The 22,256-nt window shown below is 44.1% G+C and carries 19 protein-coding genes, 2 tRNA genes and 1 rRNA gene; 8 read left to right on the forward strand and 14 right to left on the reverse strand.

What is annotated here, in order from left to right; all coding sequences use genetic code 11:
- Positions 1–514 precede the first annotated feature (514 nt).
- Positions 515–1,420 carry a hydrogen peroxide-inducible genes activator gene (locus NL626_RS04975; protein WP_005383681.1) on the reverse strand — a complete coding sequence of 302 codons (906 nt, stop codon included), beginning with the start codon at positions 1,418–1,420 and terminating at the stop codon, positions 515–517.
- Between the two features lie 199 nt (positions 1,421–1,619).
- Between NL626_RS04975 and NL626_RS04980 the strand changes: the two genes are divergently transcribed.
- From NL626_RS04980 to ppk2, 3 genes are all read left to right on the forward strand, one after another.
- A complete protein-coding gene (locus NL626_RS04980; RefSeq protein ID WP_005381738.1) occupies positions 1,620–2,231 on the forward strand; it encodes a peroxiredoxin C in 612 nt (203 codons plus the stop codon).
- A 277-nt stretch (positions 2,232–2,508) separates the two neighbouring features.
- Complete coding sequence (locus tag NL626_RS04985; protein ID WP_005381742.1) at positions 2,509–3,258, forward strand: copper homeostasis protein CutC; 750 nt, start codon at positions 2,509–2,511, stop codon at positions 3,256–3,258.
- A gap of 70 nt (positions 3,259–3,328) precedes the next feature.
- Complete coding sequence (ppk2, locus tag NL626_RS04990) at positions 3,329–4,105, forward strand: polyphosphate kinase 2 (protein ID WP_005381743.1); 777 nt, start codon at positions 3,329–3,331, stop codon at positions 4,103–4,105.
- Between the two features lie 62 nt (positions 4,106–4,167).
- On the opposite strand, the gene phoU is transcribed toward ppk2, so the two are convergent.
- From phoU to NL626_RS05010, 4 genes are read right to left on the reverse strand one after another with little or no spacing between them, the layout of a single operon-like run.
- Positions 4,168–4,866, reverse strand: coding sequence for a phosphate signaling complex protein PhoU (phoU, locus tag NL626_RS04995; protein WP_005381744.1), 699 nt, complete (start codon positions 4,864–4,866; stop codon positions 4,168–4,170).
- A gap of 30 nt (positions 4,867–4,896) precedes the next feature.
- Positions 4,897–5,715 (reverse strand): phosphate ABC transporter ATP-binding protein PstB, encoded by an 819-nt coding sequence (pstB, locus tag NL626_RS05000; RefSeq protein ID WP_005381745.1) that lies wholly within the window; start codon positions 5,713–5,715, stop codon positions 4,897–4,899.
- Between the two features lie 2 nt (positions 5,716–5,717).
- Positions 5,718–7,391, reverse strand: a complete 1,674-nt coding sequence (gene pstA, locus NL626_RS05005; RefSeq protein ID WP_213871963.1) for a phosphate ABC transporter permease PstA — start codon at positions 7,389–7,391, stop codon at positions 5,718–5,720.
- A 30-nt stretch (positions 7,392–7,421) separates the two neighbouring features.
- On the reverse strand, positions 7,422–9,626 hold the full coding sequence (locus NL626_RS05010; protein ID WP_064376916.1) for an ABC transporter permease subunit: 2,205 nt from the start codon (positions 9,624–9,626) through the stop codon (positions 7,422–7,424).
- 207 nt (positions 9,627–9,833) lie between these two features.
- Between NL626_RS05010 and ppk1 the strand changes: the two genes are divergently transcribed.
- Entirely contained in the window at positions 9,834–11,924 is a 2,091-nt protein-coding gene (ppk1, locus tag NL626_RS05015) for a polyphosphate kinase 1 (protein ID WP_005381748.1), read from the forward strand.
- Entirely contained in the window at positions 11,908–13,413 is a 1,506-nt protein-coding gene (gene ppx, locus NL626_RS05020) for an exopolyphosphatase (protein WP_064376917.1), read from the forward strand. The genes ppk1 and ppx overlap by 17 nt, the downstream gene beginning before the upstream one ends.
- 34 nt (positions 13,414–13,447) lie before the next feature.
- Here the strand turns inward: ppx and NL626_RS05025 are convergent, their stop codons facing one another.
- The 3 genes from NL626_RS05025 to phoB are packed head-to-tail and all read right to left on the reverse strand — an operon-like array spanning position 13,448 to position 16,435.
- A complete protein-coding gene (locus tag NL626_RS05025) occupies positions 13,448–14,407 on the reverse strand; it encodes a PstS family phosphate ABC transporter substrate-binding protein (RefSeq protein WP_005381750.1) in 960 nt (319 codons plus the stop codon).
- A complete protein-coding gene (gene phoR, locus NL626_RS05030) occupies positions 14,407–15,705 on the reverse strand; it encodes a phosphate regulon sensor histidine kinase PhoR (protein WP_253657043.1) in 1,299 nt (432 codons plus the stop codon). The genes NL626_RS05025 and phoR overlap by 1 nt, the downstream gene beginning before the upstream one ends.
- Before the next feature lie 40 nt (positions 15,706–15,745).
- Positions 15,746–16,435 carry a phosphate regulon transcriptional regulator PhoB gene (phoB, locus tag NL626_RS05035; RefSeq protein ID WP_005381752.1) on the reverse strand — a complete coding sequence of 230 codons (690 nt, stop codon included), beginning with the start codon at positions 16,433–16,435 and terminating at the stop codon, positions 15,746–15,748.
- Positions 16,436–16,659: 224 nt separating this feature from the next.
- Here phoB and rdgC point away from each other — a divergent pair, with 224 nt between their 5' ends.
- From rdgC to NL626_RS05050, 3 genes are all read left to right on the forward strand, one after another.
- The gene (gene rdgC, locus NL626_RS05040; RefSeq protein ID WP_005381753.1) at positions 16,660–17,574 is read left to right on the forward strand and encodes a recombination-associated protein RdgC; all 915 of its coding nucleotides are present in this window, start codon (positions 16,660–16,662) and stop codon (positions 17,572–17,574) included.
- A 165-nt stretch (positions 17,575–17,739) separates the two neighbouring features.
- Entirely contained in the window at positions 17,740–19,140 is a 1,401-nt protein-coding gene (gene yegQ, locus NL626_RS05045) for a tRNA 5-hydroxyuridine modification protein YegQ (protein ID WP_005381754.1), read from the forward strand.
- A 2-nt stretch (positions 19,141–19,142) separates the two neighbouring features.
- The gene (locus tag NL626_RS05050; protein WP_005381763.1) at positions 19,143–19,397 is read left to right on the forward strand and encodes a YfhL family 4Fe-4S dicluster ferredoxin; all 255 of its coding nucleotides are present in this window, start codon (positions 19,143–19,145) and stop codon (positions 19,395–19,397) included.
- A gap of 42 nt (positions 19,398–19,439) precedes the next feature.
- Here NL626_RS05050 and NL626_RS05055 read toward each other — a convergent pair whose 3' ends face one another.
- The 6 genes from NL626_RS05055 to rrf all read right to left on the reverse strand — a co-directional run bounded on the left by NL626_RS05055 (position 19,440) and on the right by rrf (position 22,109).
- Entirely contained in the window at positions 19,440–19,748 is a 309-nt protein-coding gene (locus tag NL626_RS05055; protein ID WP_005381765.1) for a hypothetical protein, read from the reverse strand.
- 323 nt (positions 19,749–20,071) lie between these two features.
- A complete protein-coding gene (gene mepA, locus NL626_RS05060; RefSeq protein WP_253657044.1) occupies positions 20,072–20,908 on the reverse strand; it encodes a penicillin-insensitive murein endopeptidase in 837 nt (278 codons plus the stop codon).
- A gap of 12 nt (positions 20,909–20,920) precedes the next feature.
- The gene (locus NL626_RS05065; RefSeq protein WP_017633933.1) at positions 20,921–21,253 is read right to left on the reverse strand and encodes a DUF1904 domain-containing protein; all 333 of its coding nucleotides are present in this window, start codon (positions 21,251–21,253) and stop codon (positions 20,921–20,923) included.
- Between the two features lie 473 nt (positions 21,254–21,726).
- A tRNA-Trp gene (locus NL626_RS05070) sits at positions 21,727–21,803 on the reverse strand.
- A gap of 35 nt (positions 21,804–21,838) precedes the next feature.
- Positions 21,839–21,915 (reverse strand) — tRNA-Asp (locus tag NL626_RS05075).
- A 77-nt stretch (positions 21,916–21,992) separates the two neighbouring features.
- A 5S ribosomal RNA gene (gene rrf / locus NL626_RS05080) occupies positions 21,993–22,109 on the reverse strand.
- Between the last annotated feature and the right edge of the window lie 147 nt (positions 22,110–22,256).

Below are 22,256 nucleotides of genomic sequence, written 5' to 3' on the forward strand. Positions count from 1 at the left end.
TTGTGTTCAACTCGTCTAGCCATGTCGATAGATTGCGTAATGCTACGTGTATTTTCAATCTAGACATAAGTCGTACCGGCCTTTAAATAAGCTATATCAACAAGGGGTTTAGTGAAACCCCCAATATAAACAAAAGAGAAAATTCAAAGTTTTATTCCGCAAGGTAAAAACCATCTATCAAGAGCCTTATTTTGTAAGTTATTACGTAATAAAATTACATTAAATTTAAAGTCGTTTTATCATTTCAAACAAGCGTATGAATATAGACTGATAAACAAACACCTTGTATTCACAAGGGCTGAAGAGATGGATTTAAACAGGGGTCAAACAAGACATGCAGGGCTTTGTGTAAAATTAACATTGTGAAATTTCACTATTTTATGAAAGCTTCATCAAAGAAGAGCTGTAAAATTTTACAAGTCAAAGTTTACCAACAGAATAAAATACTAGAAAGCGCACTGTTTCCAGTGCGCTTTTAGATAAATAATGGAGAAGTAAGGGCTAATACTAATAGCTAAAGCAGCTCTGAAACGACTTCTGCAAGTTGATTAAATGTTTTCGTTCTTGACGAGCTCGGACGCCAAACTAAGCCGATTTCGCGATAAGCTTGTTTACCTGGAGGATCGATCACGACTAAATTCTGGTTATGCAGCAAGCCATGGTCGATAGCCATTTGAGGAATGAACGTTGTTCCCAAACCATTCGCAACCATTTGCACCAGTGTATGGAGGCTGGTTGCCGTAAACGGATTGATTTTTTCTTTGTCTGTTAATTTACACGCTGATACCGCATGTTCCGTTAAGCAATGTTCTTTCTCTAGTAGAAAGACGGATTCGTCAGGTAAATCCGCGTAACGAATCGGCACAGGGACCGATTGGGCTTGATTAGCGCTTATAACCATTCGAAACGGATCCTTACCCACTACTCGGCTTTCCATCCCATCAATTTCGACTGGTAACGCTAAAATAAGCACATCCAGCTCACCATGTCTGAGCGCTTGGAGTAAGTTTGTCGTCGTGTCTTCTCTTAATAAAAGGTTCAGTTGTGGGAAACGGTAGTTCACCTCTTGTACCAAATCACACAGTAAAAACGGAGCAATTGTTGGTATGCATCCTACTTTTAGCTGGCCTTGCATATCGTCGCCTTGGCACATACGTCCAAGCTCGACCAAATCTTGCCCTTTTGCTAACAGCTCTCGCCCCTGCTTTACTACCATTTCTCCTGTTTGGGTAAAAACCAGTGGACTTTTCTTATCTTTCTTTTCATATAAGGGACAACCAATCAATTCCTCTAAGTTTTGAATACCCTTACTTAAAGTCGACTGACTGACAAAACAACGCTCTGCAGCGTCACTAAAATGTCTTGTTTCATGCAGTGTGACTAAATAGTGTAACTGCTTCAAACTGGGCCATTTATTCATAATTGTATTTGTATCTACCGCCGTTCCAGTGATCGAGTTAAGAGTTTTGTTATTATCGTTTTTTTCGATTAACTCAATCTATTTATTTCGCTTTTTTCAATACTACAATCTGTACTATAGTTTGTCTCGTACAAACACGAACCAAACCGACACAACTGAATTCGGTTTGGAGCTAACCATACTTTTTAGGAGCAAAAAAATGGTACTAGTAGGTCGTCAAGCCCCTGATTTTACTGCAGCAGCTGTTCTAGGTAACGGTGAAATCGTTGAAAACTTCAACTTTGCAGAGTTCACTAAAGGTAAGAAAGCAGTAGTATTCTTCTACCCACTAGATTTCACTTTCGTTTGCCCATCTGAGCTAATCGCATTCGACAACCGTCTAGCTGACTTCCAAGCTAAAGGTGTTGAAGTAATCGGTGTTTCTATCGATTCTCAGTTCTCTCACAACGCATGGCGTAACACTGCTATCGAAGATGGCGGTATCGGTCAAGTTAAGTACCCACTAGTTGCTGACGTTAAGCACGAAATCTGTAAAGCTTACGACGTTGAGCACCCAGAAGCAGGCGTTGCTTTCCGTGGTTCTTTCCTAATCGACGAAGAAGGCGTTGTACGTCACCAAGTAGTTAACGACCTACCACTAGGCCGTAACATCGACGAAATGCTACGCATGGTTGACGCTCTTAACTTCCACCAGAAGCACGGCGAAGTATGTCCTGCACAATGGGAAGAAGGTAAAGCAGGTATGGACGCATCTCCAAAAGGTGTTGCAGCGTTCCTATCTGAGCACGCAGCTGACCTAGGCAAAAAATAATAGACCTTCACCCTAGCTCAACGGGTGTGATGGTTGGATGTATATAAAGCAATAAGCTAATGCGGAAAACCGCAAACGCCAATCAGTCTAAGTAAAGTCCTATCAAAGCCCAGAGCCTCTGCTCTGGGCTTTCTTTTTCCTTCAGATAAACCGCAAAAATGAGGTAACGCTTCAGCGTAAACTTTACCTCTATTTATCATCCCCTCCATACAGATTCTGCTTACTGGCCCTGTTAATATCTTAGCCACAACACCTATTTGTAACGTTAGCAGGATGAATGAACGTGGTTACTCACCTAGAAGTCTGTATCGATAATATTGAATCTCTGCACTACGCCATTGCTGGCGGCGCCACTCGGATTGAGCTTTGCTCCTCTTTGGCTTTAGGCGGGCTAACACCCAGTTATGGTTTTATGCAGCAAGCAGCTAAGCTTTCGAGTGTTCCAGTTTATGCCATGATCCGCCCACGCCAAGGTGACTTCTTCTACAATGAAGAAGAGATCGAAATGATGCGTTGGGATATTGAAGCGGCTCACCAATCAGGCTTGAGCGGTGTCGTGTTCGGCGTGCTCACTCAAGACGGTGATATTCATATGCCTTACGCGGCTGCGCTGTGTGAATTTGCTCAAGCGCTTGGCTTAGGCGTGACCTTCCATCGTGCCTTTGACCAGTGTCGTGACGCTGAAAAAACTTTGGAAGAAGTGATCAGCTTAGGTTGTGAACGTATTTTAACCTCCGGTCTTGCGCCTTCAGCACCACAAGGGATCGATGTGCTTAGAGCTTTGGTTAAGCAAGCCCAAGGACGCATAGCAATCATGGCGGGGGCTGGCGTTAATGCGAGTAACGTACGTGCGTTAGTAGAAGACACTCAAGTTCCTGAAATCCATCTGTCAGGCAAAACCACACGCCCTAGCCAAATGACCTTTGTTGCTGAACAAAGCAAAATGGGCGCATCCGATGTCGATGATTTTTTAATCCCCATCACAAGTACACAAGCCATTACCGATGTCGTAGCAGCTCTCAAATAGACTACCGTAACCTCACGCGCATAGCTTTTGAGTGCTAACATATTGTTTATCAAGGAGTGAGGAAAGGTGTATGTCTAAATTGAAGAAAAAGGAATACGAAAAGGAGCTCAAAAACCTTCAAGTTGAGCTCGTAAAACTTCAAGAGTGGGTCAAACACAAAGGGTTAAAAGTGGTGGTTCTGTTTGAAGGCCGTGATGCTGCGGGCAAAGGCGGAGTGATAAAGCGAATTACAGAAAAGCTAAACCCGCGTGTTTGTCGCGTAGTGGCTCTGCCTGCACCGACAGAAAAAGAAAAAACGCAATGGTACTTCCAGCGTTACGTCGCTCATTTACCATCTGCTGGTGAAATCGTTTTATTTGACCGAAGTTGGTATAACCGAGCAGGTGTCGAAAAAGTCATGGGGTTCTGTACTCCAGACGAATACGAGGAGTTTTTACGCTCTTGCCCTGAATTCGAGAGAATGTTGCAACGCTCTGGGATTATTCTGATTAAGTATTGGTTTTCGGTTTCAGACGAAGAGCAGGAAAAACGTTTTCTAGGTCGAATTAATACGCCGATCAAACGTTGGAAATTCAGCCCAATGGATTTAGAGTCACGTCATCGCTGGGCGGAGTATTCGGAAGCAAAAGATAAGATGTTTGCCTATACAGACACGAAAAACTGCCCTTGGTGGGTCGTCCCTTCTGATGACAAAAAGAAAGCGCGCTTGAACTGTATCAGTCATTTACTAAGCCAGATTGATTACAAAGCACTTGAGTACTCACCCATCGAATTACCTGAACTCAATAAAGAAGGTTACGTCAGAGCGCCCATTGATGATCAGACCTTCGTTCCTGATAAATATTGATGTGCTTTCCTTCTCTCTAATAAATAGACCAGCCTAAAAGCTGGTCTATTTATTGAAGTCAGTTACTTCAGTACGTCATCAATACTTTGATCACCTAGATGGCGTACATCTTTCCCTTTCACGAAGTAAATAATGTATTCACAGATGTTCTGGCAGCGGTCCCCCACGCGTTCAATCGCGCGTGCCGACCACATCACTTGCAGAATGTTAGGGATATTTTTTGGATCTTCCATCATGTAAGTCATCAACTGACGAATCACCGCTTCATACTCGGCGTCTAGTTTGTCATCTTGTTTATGCACCTCTGCTGCCGCTTCTACATCCATGCGGGCAAACGCATCTAAAACCTGATGCAGCATATTAATTGCCTGACGGCAGAGAGGCTCTAACGACACTTGGAATTGTCGTTCTTTTGATGATGGGCTTTCAATGGCAACGTAAGCAATGCGTGTCGCCACATCACCGATGCGTTCTAAATCCGTGATCGTTTTGATGATAGCCATGATTAAGCGCAAGTCTTTTGCCGTTGGCTGACGCTTAGCAATAATGCGTGTACAGGCGTCATCGATCGAGACTTCCATCGCATTCACTTTATGATCGTCACGCACAACCTTACGCGCCAGTTCGATGTCTTCTTTATGCAAGGCTTGAATAGCATACGAAAGCTGCTGCTCTACCAAGCCTCCCATGGTTAATACATGAGTACGAATCGATTCTAGCTCTACGTTAAATTGTCCTGAAATATGACGTCCAAAGTGCATGATGTTCCTTATTCCGTATAGAGTCGCGACTTAACCGTAGCGACCCGTAATGTAATCTTCGGTCTGTTTCTTCATTGGCGAAGTGAAGATCGAGTCCGCGTCAGAGTATTCAATTAACTTACCCATATGAATGAATGCAGTATGATCGCTCACTCTCGCCGCTTGTTGCATGTTATGGGTAACGATAACCACAGTATATTGAGTCTTCAGCTCATTGATAAGCTCTTCAATAGTTAAAGTTGAGATTGGATCCAACGCTGATGTTGGCTCGTCCAATAACAGGACTTCCGGCTCAATCGCCACCGCGCGCGCAATGACCAAGCGCTGTTGCTGTCCCCCAGATAAGCCAAATGCGTTCTCATGCAAGCGGTCTTTTACCTCATCCCACAACGCCGCTGAGCGCAAGGATCGCTCCACTGCGTCATCTAAACTACGGCTGTTTTTTACACCTTGTAAGCGTAAGCCATAAACTACGTTTTCATAAATAGACTTAGGAAATGGATTGGGTCTTTGAAACACCATCCCCACTCGGCGTCGAAGTGTCGCAACATCGACATTAGGATGATAAACATTCTTGCCATGGAGACGCACTTTACCTGTGACTCGACACCCTTCCACTAAGTCGTTCATGCGATTGATGCAACGTAATAACGTCGACTTTCCACACCCTGAAGGACCGATAAAAGCGGTGACTCGCCCTTTGGGAATTCGCATCGAAATATCATGCAGCGCCTGAGTTTGACCATAGAACAGATTAAGGTTCTCGATTGAGATGGCTGTTTGTTCATCCGTTAAATTATGAACATCCAATGGTGGCTCATAACCTAATGTACTATCAAAATTAAACATACTTAATCTTGTCCTAACGTTCTGTATTTTTCTCGTAAATTATTGCGAATACTGATTGCTGTTAAGTTTAGCCCGACAATCACTGTCACGAGTAAGAAAGAGGTAGCATAAACTAATGGTCGCGCCGCTTCGATGTTGGAGGTTTGAAAGCCAACATCGTAAATGTGAAAACCTAAATGCATGAACTTTCTATCCAAATGCACATAAGGGAATTGTCCGTCAACCGGTAAACTGGATGCCAATTTCACGACCCCCACCAGCATCAGTGGCGCTACTTCGCCAGCTGCACGTGCAATCGCAAGGATCAAACCTGTGATAATAGCTGGCGTCGCCATAGGTAAAACCACACGCCATAGTGTTTCGAACTGAGTTGCACCAAGCGCCAGAGAACCATGTCGTACTGAGCTCGGAATACGAGTTAAACCTTCTTCAGTCGTCACAATCACAACTGGAAGCGTCAGCACGGCAAGAGTTAGTGCTGACCATAACAAACCCGGCGTACCAAAGGTTGGTGCCGGTAGCTTCTCCGCATAGAATACGTTGTCGATAGAGGCACCAATCGTATAAACGAAGAAACCTAAACCAAACACGCCATAAACAATCGATGGAACACCCGCTAGGTTTATAACCGCAATACGAATAACTCTGGTTAGAGCGTTATTCTTAGCATATTCATGTAGATAGATAGCGGCGATCACCCCAAGTGGCATCACAATGATCGACATAATGAGTACTAAGAAAACCGTACCAAATATCGCAGGGAACACGCCTCCTTCGGAGTTAGACTCTCTTGGATCTTCAGATAAAAACTTCCAAACCTGTTTTCCCCAATGCATGACTTTATCAGGCAGTGACATTTGGTTTGGATACCAGTAGTCCAAAATATCTTCGAGCGGAATCGATACTTGTGACCCGGTCATATCCTCGACAATCAAGGCATAGTCAGAGAGCTGAAGTCGTAAACCATCAAGTTGCAAATCTAACGTCTCAAGCGCTTTCTCTATCTGCTCTTTTTTCGTCTGATTTTCCTTTAAGAAGCTTTCTGTCAGCGTGTCATTCAATTCATGCTTGCGCTTTTCTAATCGCAACTGCTCTAGCTTCCAACCAAGCTCTTTAAGCTGATCGACCACCAAAGAATCAATCTCATGGCGCAGAGTTTCTGCATCATCAAGCTTTTTATTTAGTATCGATTGAATATCACTGGTGTATATATTATCGCCATCTTGAAACGCCACCAGCTTACCAAAGAAATAACCACCGCTACTGCGCTCTATCACCGCCCACTCTTCTGGCGTCGTGGGCTCATCCAACTGCATTTGCAATACGGAGATAAAATCGGCGGGATACAACTCTCGGTTAGCGATTTTGATGTTGAGTCGCGTGGCAAAATCTTCATCGTCTTCTAACTGTTGTGCTGCGCTTTCAGGCAAATAACTCTTCGGTACAAAGCTGCGCTCATACACTTGACCAATCAGAATAGTATTTTCATGTAGCACTTCACCTTGTACAGGAGTCAGCGCTGCAACATTCCACTGATACAAGGGCGCTGGCCAAAAGTAAGTCAGGCCTTTCCAGCCGATAAGGAGTAACAACCCTAATACCGACAACAAACTGATGCTGACTGCACCGCCTGTTAGCCATATCCACGGTGCGCCAGAACGAATCCAATTTAACACGTTATTACTCGCTCTTTATTCAAACCATTGTTACAACGCACGGTACTTATCTCTCAGTCTCTGACGAACCCACTCCGCAAGCGCGTTTACTGCAAACGTAAACACAAACAAAATCAATGCAGCTAGGAATAGCAGGCGATAATGCGAACTTCCAACTTCCGACTCTGGCAACTCAACGGCGATGGTCGCCGACAGGCTGCGCAATCCTTCCAAAATATTCCAATCCATTAATGGCGTATTGCCCGTTGCCATTAACACAATCATGGTTTCGCCAACGGCGCGTCCCAGGCCCATCATAATGGCAGAAAAAATACCTGGGCTTGCAGTAAGCAAGACAACATAGATTAAAGTTTGCCAAGGCGTGGCCCCTAATGCCAAAGAGCCATCCGATAAATGCTTCGGTACAGAGAAAATGGCATCTTCGGCAATGGTAAAAATCGTCGGGATAACAGCAAACCCCATCGCTAGCCCCACCACCAATGCATTGCGTTGATCGTAACCAATACCATGCTCGGTTAAGAATAAGCGCATATCGCCACCAAAGAACGTCTGCTCAATCGTAGGCGAAATCCACACTCCAAGCCCAATCAGTACCAATATGACAGGCATGAGCACTAAAGCATGCCAACCATTAGGCAGACGATTCCGCAAAGGTTGCGGTATTAATGCCCATAGCCCGCCCATAATCATGGTGCTCAAGGGCAAAACAAACAGCATAACGACGATCGTAATCAGGTGATCTTCGACAATAGGCGCGAACCACAGCCCCGCGAGGAAACCAATGATCACCGTCGGCAGTGCTTCCATTAGCTCAATCGACGGTTTTACGACACGACGCATGCGTGGCGACATAAAGTAAGCCGTATAAATAGCACCTAGCACTGCGAGCGGTACTGAAAACAGCATCGCAAACATCGCCGCTTTTATCGTCCCAAACGCAATAGGTACTAGGCTGAACTTAGCCTCAAAGTTATCGCTCGCCGAAGTCGATTGCCACACAAATTCAGGCTCAGGATACCCTTCGTACCACACTTCTTGCCATAATGAGGACAATGAAATTTCTGGATAGGCATTGTCCACTTCCGCAACATTTAACGCATTATTTTGCCAAGTGATTAAGTAGCGTTCATTGTTAGACATTGCTGCGATTGCGGGCGCTTGATTGTACGCACGCTTAAACAACACCAGTTTTTCACTGGTTGTATAATGGCTTTGCAACGTGCCGTTGGTGTAAAAGCTATAAAATCCTTTTCGATGAGAATCCGGCAACAAATACTTAAGCTCTGATGCCAATTTAAAATCACGAATATGCGTTAACGTGCGTTTTTCTTCTTGCAGCGTATCAAACCATTGCGACACCCGACCATCGTTGTGCGTCACCAAAAGCGAGTAAGCACCAGCCAATAAGTCTATCGTACGAACGGAATGCTTCTTATCACCTTGAGTGAGATCGACCACCTCTCGCACAGCAAATTTACGTGCGGTTTTCTTTAACACGATCAACTCAGAGCCATCGCGCAAATAAAGCGTTTCACCGTCAGGTGTCAACAACATTTGCTGAGGCGTATTAAAGCCTGAAGAGAACGTAAAATCGATCGTTGTAGGAGACGTACCCAAAGACGAAGCCACTTGCCAGCGAGCTTTCACTTCACCGCTTTGCGTCTGCCAAACAACCGTTGGTAAGGGCGTCGAAGCTGCAAATACAAACTGAGTCACAGGATCTTGAGGCGTACTTAGTGTCAGATCCATGCTGGTGTCTAGCTCAATCACTTCCGGAGGACGTGTATTTTCTCTCAATGTGGCATTAAATTCTGGCTTGAAAAGGTTCGCTTTACCCTGCCCATCAACAAATCCATACCAACCTAGCCCAGGAGCAGATTGAGAGAAAGCGACGGGTTTCTGGACGATTTGCTGTTTATACACCGCAGGTTTCGTAGGATCGTCCATCGACAAATATTGAATCTCACCACTTTGGGTTAGGACGAACGCAAGCTGAGCGTAATCATCCACTGAAATCGCAAGTGGTGTTTCAATATGAGTGGCTCGAATGGCTTGGTTGGTTTTGATCTCCGCATCAGAAAAAAGCGGAATGATCACCATGGCGAGGTAGACAAAGATCAAAATAAGCGCCGCGAGTACGCCGACACCACCGGATGTCACTGCAAGTCGAACTAAACGATCTTTTATCAGTCGTTTCTTATCTTTTTCCTGCAATGAAAACTCGGCTTGTGCCATTTAAATCTCTACCTTTTTTGACTTAGTACTAGAATATGTCGTTAAGATGACAATTATATTACAGATCACATTAAACACCTGAAAAGAATACAACTCTTATGCAATGCGTGGTATGAAATAAATCTGTAATGAAAATCTCATAATGTTCTCACTCATCCATTTTTCCAAGATGAGTACGTATTACTTCACTTTTGGCTAGGTAAGGTTATGAGCGCAGAAAAACTATATATAGAAAAAGAGCTGAGTTGGTTGTCTTTCAACGAACGAGTATTACAAGAAGCTGCCGATAAAACCGTCCCTTTGATCGAACGTATTCGCTTTCTTGGGATCTTTTCCAACAATTTAGATGAATTTTACAAAGTACGCTTTGCGGACGTGAAGCGCAGAATCCTAATCAGCCAAGAGCGCGGTGGCAGTGATAGCCCTAAACGACTGTTAACCAAAATGCAGTCGAAAGCACTAAAGCTTAACGAACAATTTGATGAGCTTTACAGCGAATTGATTCGAGAAATGGCACGACGTCGCATTTTCTTGGTCAACGAACAACAACTGGATGAATCGCAACAAAAGTGGATCGCAAAATACTTCCGTAGAGAGGTAATGCCGCATATCACTCCCCTCCTAATGAAAGACGAGATCGATGTTCTGCAATTTCTCAAAGACGAGTACGCTTACATCGCCGTAGAACTGCGTAAAGAAGAACATTACCAGTACGCTCTGATCGAAATTCCGACCGATCACCTTCCCCGCTTTGTGATGGTACCAGAACAGAAAGGAAAGCGTCGAAAAACCATCATCTTACTTGATAATATTATCCGCCACTGTTTGGACGAGCTGTTCAAAGGCTTTTTTGATTATGATGAGCTTAGCGGCTATGCGATGAAAATGACGCGTGACGCTGAATACGATTTACGCAATGAAATCGAGTACAGCTTGCTTGAACAAATGTCAGAGGGTGTCAATCAGCGACTGACAGCAAAGCCCGTTCGCTTCGTCTACGAACGCGATATGCCGCCTCAAATGTTAGAGTTTCTGTGTAACAAACTTAATATCTCTAACTACGATAACCTTATCCCCGGCGGACGCTATCACAACTTTAAAGACTTCATCGGCTTTCCAAATGTTGGACGAGAATATCTTGAAAATAAACCTCTCCCGCCAATGAAATGTGCCGATTTCGAAGGTTATGCCAACAGCTTTGACGCGATTAAAGCGAAAGATATTCTGCTCTATTATCCCTACCACACTTTTGACCATATTAGTGAGTTAGTGCGCCAAGCCTCCTTCGATCCCAAAGTACTTAGTATCAAGATTAACATTTATCGCGTCGCGAAAGATTCTCGCTTGATGAACTCTTTAATTGATGCGGTGCACAACGGCAAAAATGTCACTGTGGTCGTCGAACTGCAAGCTCGCTTTGATGAAGAAGCCAATATCGAATGGTCAAAAGTATTAACCGAAGCGGGTGTGCACGTCATCTTTGGTGCGCCTGGTCTTAAGATTCACTCAAAGCTACTGATGATTAGCCGCCGCGAAGGTGAAGAAATTATTCGCTACGCACACATCGGCACAGGCAACTTCCATGAGAAGACGGCACGAATTTATACCGACTTCTCCCTGCTTACGGCAGATCAAGAAATCACTAATGAAGTCCGTAATGTCTTCGGTTACATTGAGAATCCATACCGACCAGTGAAGTTCAATCACCTTATGGTATCTCCTCGTAATTCTCGAACCCAAATCTACCGCTTAATTGATAATGAAATTGCGAATGCCAAGCTAGGGAAAAAAGCCGCTCTTACGATCAAGGTCAATAACCTAGTCGATAAAGGCATCGTCAATAAGCTTTATGGAGCAAGTACTTCCGGTGTAAAAATAAACATGATCATTCGAGGTATGTGCTCATTAGTACCGGGCATTGAGGGGATCAGCGACAATATTCGCATCATCAGTATTGTTGACCGCTTTCTTGAGCACCCTCGCGTGGTGATCACCCACAATGATGGCGATCCGCAAGTTTATATCTCCTCCGCAGACTGGATGACAAGAAATATTGATCACCGTATCGAGGTAGCAGTACCAGTCCGTGATCCACGTTTGAAACAGAGAATTATTGATATAACGAATATCCATTTTACCGATACAGTAAAGGCTCGTTTAATAGATAAAGAAATGAGTAACGCTTACGTACCACGAGGTAATCGCAAAAAAGTTCGCTCTCAAATCGCTATCTATGACTATCTTAAAAATATAGAAAAGCAAACTAGAAAACAAAATTCAGATGCCTCAAATACTTGAACAAGATACTCGCTACATTGCCGCGATAGACCTCGGCTCAAACAGTTTCCATATGGTGGTGGCCAAAGTTGTTGGCAGTGACCTACAACTGGTTAGTCGTCATAAACAACGTGTTCGCTTAGCATCAGGACTCGACAGTGAAATGAACTTAAGTCACGCCGCAATGGAGCGTGCGCTAGAATGCTTAGCCATGTTCGCTGAGAGGCTGCAAGGGCTTGATGAGTCAAATGTACGTATCGCCGCCACACACACACTAAGACGCGCTAAAAATGCCCACCTTTTCATCGAGCGTGCGAAAGAAGTGATGCCTTTCCCGATAGAAATTATCCCTGGAGAAGAAGAAGCCCGCCTGATTTACTTAGGCGTCGCGCACACTCAAGTAGAATCCAACTCCAAACTAGTCATCGATATCGGAGGCGGCAGTACCGAAATGATTATTGGACAAGAATTTGAGCCTGAGCTTCTCAACAGTAAACAGATGGGATGTGTCAGTTTTACAGAGCAATACTTTAAAAACGGCAAACTGTCAGGAAAAAACTTCAGCAAGGCGATGTTAGCTGCCGAACAAAAACTCGAGTCCATCGCTTCAACATATCGTAAAAAGGGCTGGGATATTGCTCTCGGCTCATCAGGAACCATCAAAGCGATTCAAGAAGTGCTAGTAGGATTAGGTTTTGAAGATGGCCTGATCACAGCGAGTCGACTGGATACACTTATCGAAACTCTGTGTAAATTTGATTCCATTGAAGATATTGAGCTGGCGGGTCTAACAGAAGAACGTAAACCCGTATTCGCAGCAGGCGTAGCGATTTTGTCCGCGATTTTCAAAGCGCTTCGCATTGAGCAAATGTTTTTCTCCGATGGTGCTCTACGCGAAGGCCTGTTGTACGAAATGGAAGAACGTTTCGCACGCTCCGATATTCGCATGCGCACCACAGAAAATTTAGCCAACAAGCACCGAGTCGACTTAGAGCATGCCGCTCGTGTTAAGGGGCATGCACGTGAGATGTTATGCCAGGTACGCTCTGAACTAGGCATTAAGAAAAAGAGTGAGTTATTTGACTTACTAGAATGGGCAGCGTTGCTTCATGAAGTCGGATTAAGTATCAACTTGCGTAGTTTCCATCGCCACTCTTTTTATATTCTGTTGCACTCCACCCTACAAGGCTTCAACCGTGAGCAGCAATTAGTGCTTGCAACATTAGCTCGCTTCCAGCGTAAAGCGCTCAAATTGCAAGAACTACCAGATTTCAACCTCTATAAACAGAGTGACGTTATAAGCCTCATCAAAATATTACGACTTTCTATCGTATTAAATGGGCAGCGTAATGAAGATCCATTGCCTGATATCACCTTATCTATCAAAAATGACGAATGGATTCTCACCTGCACAGATGAAGCATGGCTAGAAAACAATAAATTACTTCACGCGGATTTACAGGAAGAACAAGAACGTTGGGACAGCGCGAAGTGGACACTCACTTTCTGATCTCGTACTGTCCATACCTAAATAAAAAGTCGGCTTACAGGCCGACTTTTTTTAACTCTTCTTCTGCAAAGTCTGCCGTAATGGGCACATAACCATCTTTCTCAACCAACGCTTGTCCCTGAGCAGAAAAGATAAAGCGAATAAACTCAGCTTCAATTGGTGTTAATGGGTAATCAGGGTGCTTATTCACGTAAACATATAAGTAACGTGATAGTGGGTACTTACCACTAACAATATGTTCTCGCGTTGGAGTCACGTAGTCATTTCCCATTTTAGCCACAGGGACTAAGCGCACGCCTGCCACTCGATAACCGACACCGGAATAACCAATTCCACTGATGGTTGACGCTACAGCTTGCACAACTGACGCGGAGCCTGGCTGCTCGTTAACTCGAGTCTTGAAATCGCCGCCACACAAGGCATTACTTTTGAAGTAACCATAAGTTCCAGAAACGGAGTTACGACCAAACAACTGTACGTTTCGCTTTGCCCACTGTGATTCAAGACCGAGTTGCTGCCAGTTTGTTACAAATTGACTTTCACCACAGCGTAGCGTGGCAGAAAACAAAGCATCTAATTGACTAAAGTTAAGACCTTGAATTGGATTATCTTGATGAACAAAAATACCGATTGCATCGATGGCTACCCTAAGCGCCGTTGGCTTGTAGCCATGTTCACGTTCAAACGCTTCAACCTCTCTTAAACGCATAGGGCGGCTCATGGGACCAAACTGAGCTGTTTGTTCGGTCAATGCTGGAGGGGCAGTAGAAGAGCCAGACGCTTGGACTTGCGCATTAATATTCGGGTAAATGGATTTAAACTCTTCAACCCAAAGCGTTGTCATACCCGCAAGTGTATCGGAGCCAACAGAGAGCAAGTTCCCGACAATCCCCGTCGTTTTATGATAAGTCGGCAATGGTTTATCTTGAGCAGCAGCCATACAAGAACAAACAAGCGCGAATAAACTGAATGTTTTTGCCAATCGTAAAGCCATTATTTCACCACCAAACGCTCAGGCAATACGAAAGAAAACTTACTACCCACGCCTACTTCACTGTGAATTTCTAAATGAGAGTCATGGTGACTCAGCGCGTGTTTTACAATGGCAAGCCCTAAACCACTTCCACCAGTATCACGTGATCTTGCTTTATCCACTCGATAAAAACGCTCAGTAAGTCGATGGAGGTGCTGAGGTTCAATACCATCACCACTATCTTCCACCTCTAAGCATGCGCCTTGAGAGGTCTGGAACCAACGAACATTAATGTTCGCACCAGGCGGTGTGTATTTGACGGCATTATAAACGAGGTTAGAGATAGCACTACGTAACTGGTCATCATCGCCCAGCACGCGTAGGCTAGCATCAACATCAAATTTCAATTTATGTTGGTTGTCCCCACTAAGGCTAACCGCCTCTTTTTCTAACACTTCAAGCATCGCGGGCACATTCACGACTTCCTCAAGCTCATGCATAGGTGCCGCTTCAATTTTAGATAGTGTCAGTAGTTGGTTCACCAAACTGTTCATGCGGTTAAGCTGCTCCGTCATGACACCATGAGCTTTGCTCCACATTGGACCCACGACCATATCAGGGTCTTCTGTCATCTCAAGATAACCTTGTAGCACCGTCATTGGTGTACGCAGTTCATGAGATACGTTGGCAAAAAAGTTGCGACGCATTCCCTCAAGTTGTTTTAATTGGCTCACATCACGCACTACCATCAAGTGCTCACCCTCGGTATACGGTACGATACGCAATTCCAGCATGCGTTCGACGTTGAGTGGTGAACGCATTTCTAATGGCTCTAAGAAGTCTTTCTTGTTGAGGTACTTGATAAAATCAGGTGTACGAATGAGATTGGAGATAGGTTGACCTGAATCTTCTGGCCAATGGAAGCCCAGTAAGTGCTGAGCCAGCTTGTTGCACCAAACAATATTTCCTTCAGCACGGAATACCACTACCGCATCGGGTAGCGATTCTGCACCATTTCGGAATCGACGAATAAGATTAGTAAGTTCTTTTCGTTTGCGGCGTTGGCGCTGTTGTAAGCGATACAACCCATTGAACAAAGATTCCCAGTTACCACTACCAGATGGTGGCGTGAGGCGTTTTTCATCCCATAACCAAGAAGATAAACGTACTTGGTTATGCAAATGCCACACAAGCTGCAATGCCGTAGCAGCCAAAAGCAACCACGGCATATAACCGAATATCCAACCTACTATCACCCATGGGGTGTAAAAAAAAGCCAGCTCCCAGGCCAGCTTTTTCCACGTTAATCTTTCAACCACTCATAACTCCAGAAATGGTACCGATAAGCTGCGTGTTAATTTATGCCTTCGTCGAGAAGCGGTATCCAGCACCACGAACAGTTTGGATCAGCTTATCATGCCCTGCAGCTTCCAACGCTTTACGCAGACGGCGAATATGGACATCGACTGTACGGTCTTCGACATACACGTTGGTGCCCCAAACATTGTTTAATAGCTGCTCACGGCTGTATACGCGTTCTTGATGCGTCATGAAAAAATGAAGCATCTTAAATTCTGTTGGGCCCATGTCTAATGGCGCATCATTAGCCGTAACACGGTGCGATACAGGGTCAAGCTTTAATCCCTGTACATCAATTACATCTTCTAGTGCAGTAGGGGTTACGCGACGAATCACCGCTTTTAAGCGTGCAACCAACTCTTTAGGAGAGAATGGCTTGGTAATGTAGTCATCCGCACCGACTTCTAAACCGCGCACTTTATCTTCTTCTTCACCACGAGCGGTAAGCATCACAACTGGAATGTTGCGCGTTAATTCCTCTCGCTTCATATGTTTGATGAAGTTAATGCCACTACCGCCTGGTAACATCCAATCCAGTAAAACTAAATCAGGGAAGGGTTCAGCCAGTTTGGTTACTGCAGTATCGTAATCTTCCGCTTCTACCGCTTGGTAACCTTTCTGCTCAAGTACGAAGCACAGCATTTCGCGAATAGGAGCTTCGTCTTCAACAACCAGAATCCTTCTAGACATAATTGAGTAACCTTATGTTCGTTGAGCTAATGAATTTAAGAGACAAAGCGCCTCTCTATGCATAAGCATTATCACTACCAATTATGACACTTTTGTGACCTTTGAAAACAAATTTTCATATAACTTTCTTTTGAGGTTCATTCGGATATTTTTCATTTCTATTAAGACATCAGCACAAAAATTCCCTATGATTAGTCCCTTGTCATCAAGCCTAGAGAAGATTTATGTGGTTTAAAAACTGTCTGGTATACCGCGTTAACCGCGAGGTTACTTTTAACGCCGAACAACTAGAAACTCAGCTGTCTGAATTCCGATTCACCCCGTGTGGCAGTCAAGACAAACAGAAATTTGGCTGGGTCAGTGCAATGGGTAGACATGGCGATATGATGACTCACGTGTCAGAAAACCGCATTCTGATTTGCGCCAAGAAAGAAGAGAAAATGCTACCTGCCTCTGTGATCAAAGAATCATTGAATGCAAAAGTAGAAGCAATGGAAGCGCAAGAAGGTCGTCCTCTGAAGAAGAAAGAGAAAGACAACCTGAAAGATGACATCGTAATGGATTTACTGCCGCGCGCATTCAGCCGCAGCAGCCACACTCACGTGCTCATCATGCCAAAAGAAGGTTTTATCCTTGTTGATGCAAGCAGCTATAAAAAAGCAGAAGATGTATTAGCATTGCTTCGTAAAACCATGGGTAGTTTACCTGTTGTTCCTGCTATTCCAGAAGTGGCGATTGAAACTACGCTAACCGAGTGGGTGAAAAGCGGTGACACACCTCAAGGTATCAGCATGATGGACGAAGCTGAGCTAAAATCCGTACTTGAAGAAGGTGGTGTGATTCGCTGTAAGAAGCAAGAGCTAACCACTGATGAAATCCGCAACCACATCGCTGCGGATAAAGTCGTGACGAAACTTGCGCTTAATTGGCAAGATCGTATTGAGTTCATTATGACGGAAGATGCGGGCATCAAACGTCTAAAATTCTCTGATGAATTGAAAGATCAAAACGATGATATTCCACGTGAAGATCAAGCAGCTCGATTTGATGCAGACTTCTCTCTAATGTGTGGAGAGTTCAGTGCTTTCCTTCCCAACTTATACGATGCGCTAGGCGGCTTACCGAATCCTAACGCATAATATTGTATAAAGGTTAACCATAACGCCCTCACTTTTTTTGAGGGCGTTTTTCTATCTGAAGCACAATTACCCTAGTCACAGTTCACATTTTGACGTAAAATTTGCGCCCCATTTCCATTAGGTGGAATTGGCCTGACTTGTGATCAGATAAAAGAGAATTGAGCAATGACAACTGAGAAAGCATTCGTGCCTGAGCTACTATCTCCAGCGGGCAGCCTGAAAAACATGCGTTACGCATTCGCCTACGGGGCAGATGCAGTTTACGCTGGCCAACCTCGCTACAGCCTTCGCGTACGTAACAACGAGTTTAACCACGAGAACCTAAAAATCGGTATCGATGAAGCCCACGCCCTAGGCAAAAAGCTTTATGTGGTATGTAACATTCAACCACACAACTCGAAGCTAAAAACGTTCATCCGTGATCTTAAGCCAATCGTAGAGATGGGTCCTGACGCATTGATCATGTCAGATCCAGGCCTAATTATGATGGTTCGTGAAGCTTTCCCAGAAATGCCAATTCACCTTTCTGTACAAGCAAACGCTGTAAACTGGGCGACCGTTAAGTTCTGGGCAGCGAATGGCGTGGAACGTGTGATCGTTTCTCGCGAGCTGTCTCTAGAAGAAATCGAAGAAATTCGTGAGCATTGCCCTGAAACTGAGCTTGAAGTATTCGTTCACGGTGCATTATGCATGGCTTACTCAGGTCGTTGCCTACTTTCTGGCTATATCAACAAACGTGACCCTAACCAAGGCACTTGCACTAACGCATGCCGCTGGGAATACAAAGTTGAAGAGGGTAAAGAAAACGACGCTGGTGATATCGTAGAGAAATTCGACCCGACTGAAGCACAGCCTGTCGAAGTACAAGACGAGCGCCCTGAAACCACAATTGGTCGCGGCAAACCAACAGATGAAGTCGTTCTGCTTTCTGAAGCGCACCGTCCAGAAGAAAAAATGGCGGCTTACGAAGATGAGCATGGTACTTACATCATGAACTCTAAAGACCTACGAGCGGTTCAGCACGTTGAACGATTAACTAAGATGGGTGTTCACTCATTGAAAATTGAAGGTCGTACTAAATCGTTCTACTACTGCGCACGTACCGCTCAAGTTTATCGTAAAGCAATTGATGATGCTGTAGCAGGTCGACCATTCGATGAAAGCCTAATGGGTACACTAGAAAGCCTAGCTCACCGTGGCTACACTGAAGGCTTCCTACGCCGTCATACACACGATACTTACCAAAACTACGATTACGGTTACTCAGTCTCTGATGCTCAACAGTTTGTTGGTGAATTCACTGGCAAACGTCGTGGTGACATGGCTGAAGTAGAAGTAAAAAATAAGTTTCTTGTCGGTGATAGCCTTGAACTAATGACGCCAAAAGGCAATATTGTTTTCACGCTAGAGGCAATGGAAAACCGCAAATCAGAGTCTATTGAAGACGCGAAAGGAAACGGTCACTTTGTATTCATTCCAGTACCAGCAGAGCTAGATTTAGAATATGGCCTATTAATGCGTAATCTAAACTCAGGGCAGGACACCCGTAATCCGACTGGTAAGTAACCATGGCCTTGCTCATTACTGATAAATGCATTAACTGCGACATGTGTGATCCCGAATGCCCCAATGGGGCAATCAGTATGGGAGAGAGCATTTTCGAAATTGATCCAGCGCTATGTACAGAGTGTAAGGGCCATTACGAAAAGCCGACCTGTCAGTCAGTGTGTCCAATTACAAAATGCATAATCACTGATCCGAACCATGTCGAAACTGAAGAGCAGTTGCTTGAAAAATTCGTGATTATTCAAGGGTTAGCATAAGAGCAATTAGGTTCAACTTTGGCATCAAAGTTGAACCTTTTCTCAACCTGATTTTTCAATAGGGATAATATTGCAGAACAGCTCTTTTTCAAAATGATACTCTAGTCTCTCACGCCAATTTTCCGCTTGAGAAACAGGTATTAAATAAAAGTTTTCTCGGCTCGTATCAGTAACGAAAGCCATTCCATATTGCATCAGCTCATAATGCACATCATTAACAAAACCCGGATCAAGGCGTTGACGCCCAGTCAGGTGATTCACATCCTCTCGAGTCAAAGAGACTCCTTTAGTATCACTGCTAAATCTGTGTCTTAACCACTCTGCAAATTCTTTTGCACAAATCATAGTCATGGTTTTGTCCTTGATTTACTCTTCTAACAGGAAAAGGGCATATCCCTGCCTTACACACTTGTCTGCGTTGTTATCGCTTTTTAGCCAACTGACAGACATATTGCTAAGAAACCAGAGTATCGTGACGAAAGATCTTTTTCTAAACAGAGAAGTTACAACTTACCCATACTACAACTCTTTGTTTAATTTAGATTTCTATAATATGTCCCCAAAACTAATTGGGTTAGTTTTTGTATTGGTACTATTCAATGTAGACAAAAGTATGATGTTTCTCCAGTTTCATAAAAGAAATCACCAAGTACAGATAAACTTGAAGAGTAACACTAATTAGGATTGATAAGCGGCAAGCATTGAGGTGGAACGACTTTTTTTCGTTTAGGCTTAGAGGTTGTTTTTACCCGTGGAGGGGTATCAATAGGTTTTGCTTTCGGGGCCCAACTTGCGAGCTCAACACCGCAGCCATCACCTACTGGAGGTGGTGCTTGATCAACACAATAGTCGCTCGAATCAGGACAAGATAACCTGACGTGAAAGTGGTAATGATGCCCCCACCATGGACGTACTTTACGTAACCAAGAACGATCTTTGCCGTTTTCTTGCAAGCAAAGTTGCTCCTTAATAACAGGATGTACAAAAATTCGTGCAACATCCTTACTTTTTGAAGCGTACCGAATTAGCTTAAAGTGCCGTTCTTCCCAGCGCTGATTAAGTATGGAATAACCTTTTAAATCCACCACACTCATTGGCTTAGGAAGTTGTAATTCGTTATAAGAAAGCGGATGGTCAGCAAGTCTTAACCAAATATCGATATCTAACCCGGTTTGATGACTAGAATGACCAGACGAGAACCTTCCACCTCTAGGTAAAGACAAATCACCAATCAGCAGAGTGGTGTTGAGATTTTGGTGAGCTTTAAGCGCCAGATTTTCAATAAACTCTATCGTTTTAGGGTGCCCATAGTAGCGCTTCGTTTTACTACGTAAGACTTGATAACCAACGCCATCGAGAGGTAAGGGTAATGCACCATCTAAACAACCGTTAGCATAACTACCAATAGAGGAGGAAGAGTTTCGGGTAGGATTAACCGCGGACTCCCAAGGAGTAGAACATACTGAAGCTGAGAAACATAAACCCAAAGTTACAATGAAACTCAGCCTCATAGCCTTTAACCTTTAGTAGTGTTCGCCATTATCGTAATAAGCTTTAGGAGATAAGGCGGAAAAGATAACTGCAACATCAATATCGGCACCAGCGATAGCGCGCACTTGTTGCGTAATAAGCTTGGCAACTTCATCTTGCACTTCCTGGCCACGGTCGAACCAAAGCACTTCGACAAAAGGATATGCAGCACTCACCTCACCCTCATTGAAAAACGTAGTGTAGATATACTCAAAAGTAAAATCCTCACGCGGACAGTCCATTAGAGGCTGAAGTTCATCCGTAAGGGGTTTTGATAATGCCTGAACAGCTTGTGGCTCTACAGCACGGAATCGAAAATGTGGCATAAACTTACTTCCTAATTATTAGCATTAATGCATGATGATAACAGGAACCAAGTCAGTAATCATCCAAGCCAATGTAACCACTGACCTTTCAATAGATTGTGAATCAGATGTGCTCGATAACGAAGAAAAAGTGTTATGAAATTCGAAGGTAAAACAGAAAGAGCAAAGCGATACATCAACATTTAGTAATTACATTACTAGAAAATAAAACTATCTGAAGCAAAGGTATGCCATATTCGTTGGATAAACATACACCTGACATCGAAACTATACGTTAGGAATAAAAGAGACCCTGACCTAAGCCAGAGCTTATGAATATGGGGGATAGGTGAAGTGGACCAATATCCCGGAGATATGAACTTTCAATCCCCCGATACTTTGGTATCAGAGGAATCGACAACTCTCCAACTAGTCAGATTCTCTTTTCTTCAGATGCAAAAAAGCCCCAGCATTACTGCTGAGGCTTTAGAGTATGGCAGGGGTGGAGAGATTCGAACTCCCAACACGCGGATTTGGAATCCGCTGCTCTGCCAATTGGAGCTACACCCCTGTAATTCGTGTTTATTGAGACGACGCTCAAATAAGTGGCGGAGTGGACGGGACTCGAACCCGCGACCCCCGGCGTGACAGGCCGGTATTCTAACCAACTGAACTACCACTCCGCAGTGGTATCACTCGCTTTAATAAGCAAATGTCCGCTTTTGTCTTCACTTTTCGAAAAAGTGAAAATAAAACTAAAGCCTGGCGATGTCCTACTCTCACATGGGGAAGCCCCACACTACCATCGGCGCTATTTCGTTTCACTTCTGAGTTCGGCATGGAAGTCAGGTGGGTCCAAAACGCTATGGTCGCCAAGCAAATTCTTTAATTCGGAAAGCTGTGTTTAATTCTCGTTCTTACACATTCAATGTTCTTTCATTGAGTCCATCAAAACCCCTTGGGTGTTGTATGGTTAAGCCTCACGGGCAATTAGTACAGGTTAGCTCAACGCCTCACAACGCTT

Source organism: Vibrio sp. Y58_MX_L22 (genome assembly GCF_024181865.1).
GTDB classification, from domain to species: Bacteria; Pseudomonadota; Gammaproteobacteria; order Enterobacterales; family Vibrionaceae; genus Vibrio; species Vibrio alginolyticus.

Bases quoted from the DNA above. Each gene is read 5' to 3' on its own strand.
- NL626_RS04975 (WP_005383681.1), bottom strand. From the start codon at position 1,420: ATGAATAAATGGCCCAGTTTGAAGCAGTTACACTATTTAGTCACACTG.
- NL626_RS04980 (WP_005381738.1), top strand. From the start codon at position 1,620: ATGGTACTAGTAGGTCGTCAAGCCCCTGATTTTACTGCAGCAGCTGTT.
- NL626_RS04985 (WP_005381742.1), top strand. From the start codon at position 2,509: ATGAACGTGGTTACTCACCTAGAAGTCTGTATCGATAATATTGAATCT.
- ppk2 (WP_005381743.1), top strand. From the start codon at position 3,329: ATGTCTAAATTGAAGAAAAAGGAATACGAAAAGGAGCTCAAAAACCTT.
- phoU (WP_005381744.1), bottom strand. From the start codon at position 4,866: ATGCACTTTGGACGTCATATTTCAGGACAATTTAACGTAGAGCTAGAA.
- pstB (WP_005381745.1), bottom strand. From the start codon at position 5,715: ATGTTTAATTTTGATAGTACATTAGGTTATGAGCCACCATTGGATGTT.
- NL626_RS05010 (WP_064376916.1), bottom strand. From the start codon at position 9,626: ATGGCACAAGCCGAGTTTTCATTGCAGGAAAAAGATAAGAAACGACTG.
- ppk1 (WP_005381748.1), top strand. From the start codon at position 9,834: ATGAGCGCAGAAAAACTATATATAGAAAAAGAGCTGAGTTGGTTGTCT.
- ppx (WP_064376917.1), top strand. From the start codon at position 11,908: ATGCCTCAAATACTTGAACAAGATACTCGCTACATTGCCGCGATAGAC.
- NL626_RS05025 (WP_005381750.1), bottom strand. From the start codon at position 14,407: ATGGCTTTACGATTGGCAAAAACATTCAGTTTATTCGCGCTTGTTTGT.
- phoB (WP_005381752.1), bottom strand. From the start codon at position 16,435: ATGTCTAGAAGGATTCTGGTTGTTGAAGACGAAGCTCCTATTCGCGAA.
- rdgC (WP_005381753.1), top strand. From the start codon at position 16,660: ATGTGGTTTAAAAACTGTCTGGTATACCGCGTTAACCGCGAGGTTACT.
- yegQ (WP_005381754.1), top strand. From the start codon at position 17,740: ATGACAACTGAGAAAGCATTCGTGCCTGAGCTACTATCTCCAGCGGGC.
- NL626_RS05050 (WP_005381763.1), top strand. From the start codon at position 19,143: ATGGCCTTGCTCATTACTGATAAATGCATTAACTGCGACATGTGTGAT.
- NL626_RS05055 (WP_005381765.1), bottom strand. From the start codon at position 19,748: ATGACTATGATTTGTGCAAAAGAATTTGCAGAGTGGTTAAGACACAGA.
- mepA (WP_253657044.1), bottom strand. From the start codon at position 20,908: ATGAGGCTGAGTTTCATTGTAACTTTGGGTTTATGTTTCTCAGCTTCA.
- NL626_RS05065 (WP_017633933.1), bottom strand. From the start codon at position 21,253: ATGCCACATTTTCGATTCCGTGCTGTAGAGCCACAAGCTGTTCAGGCA.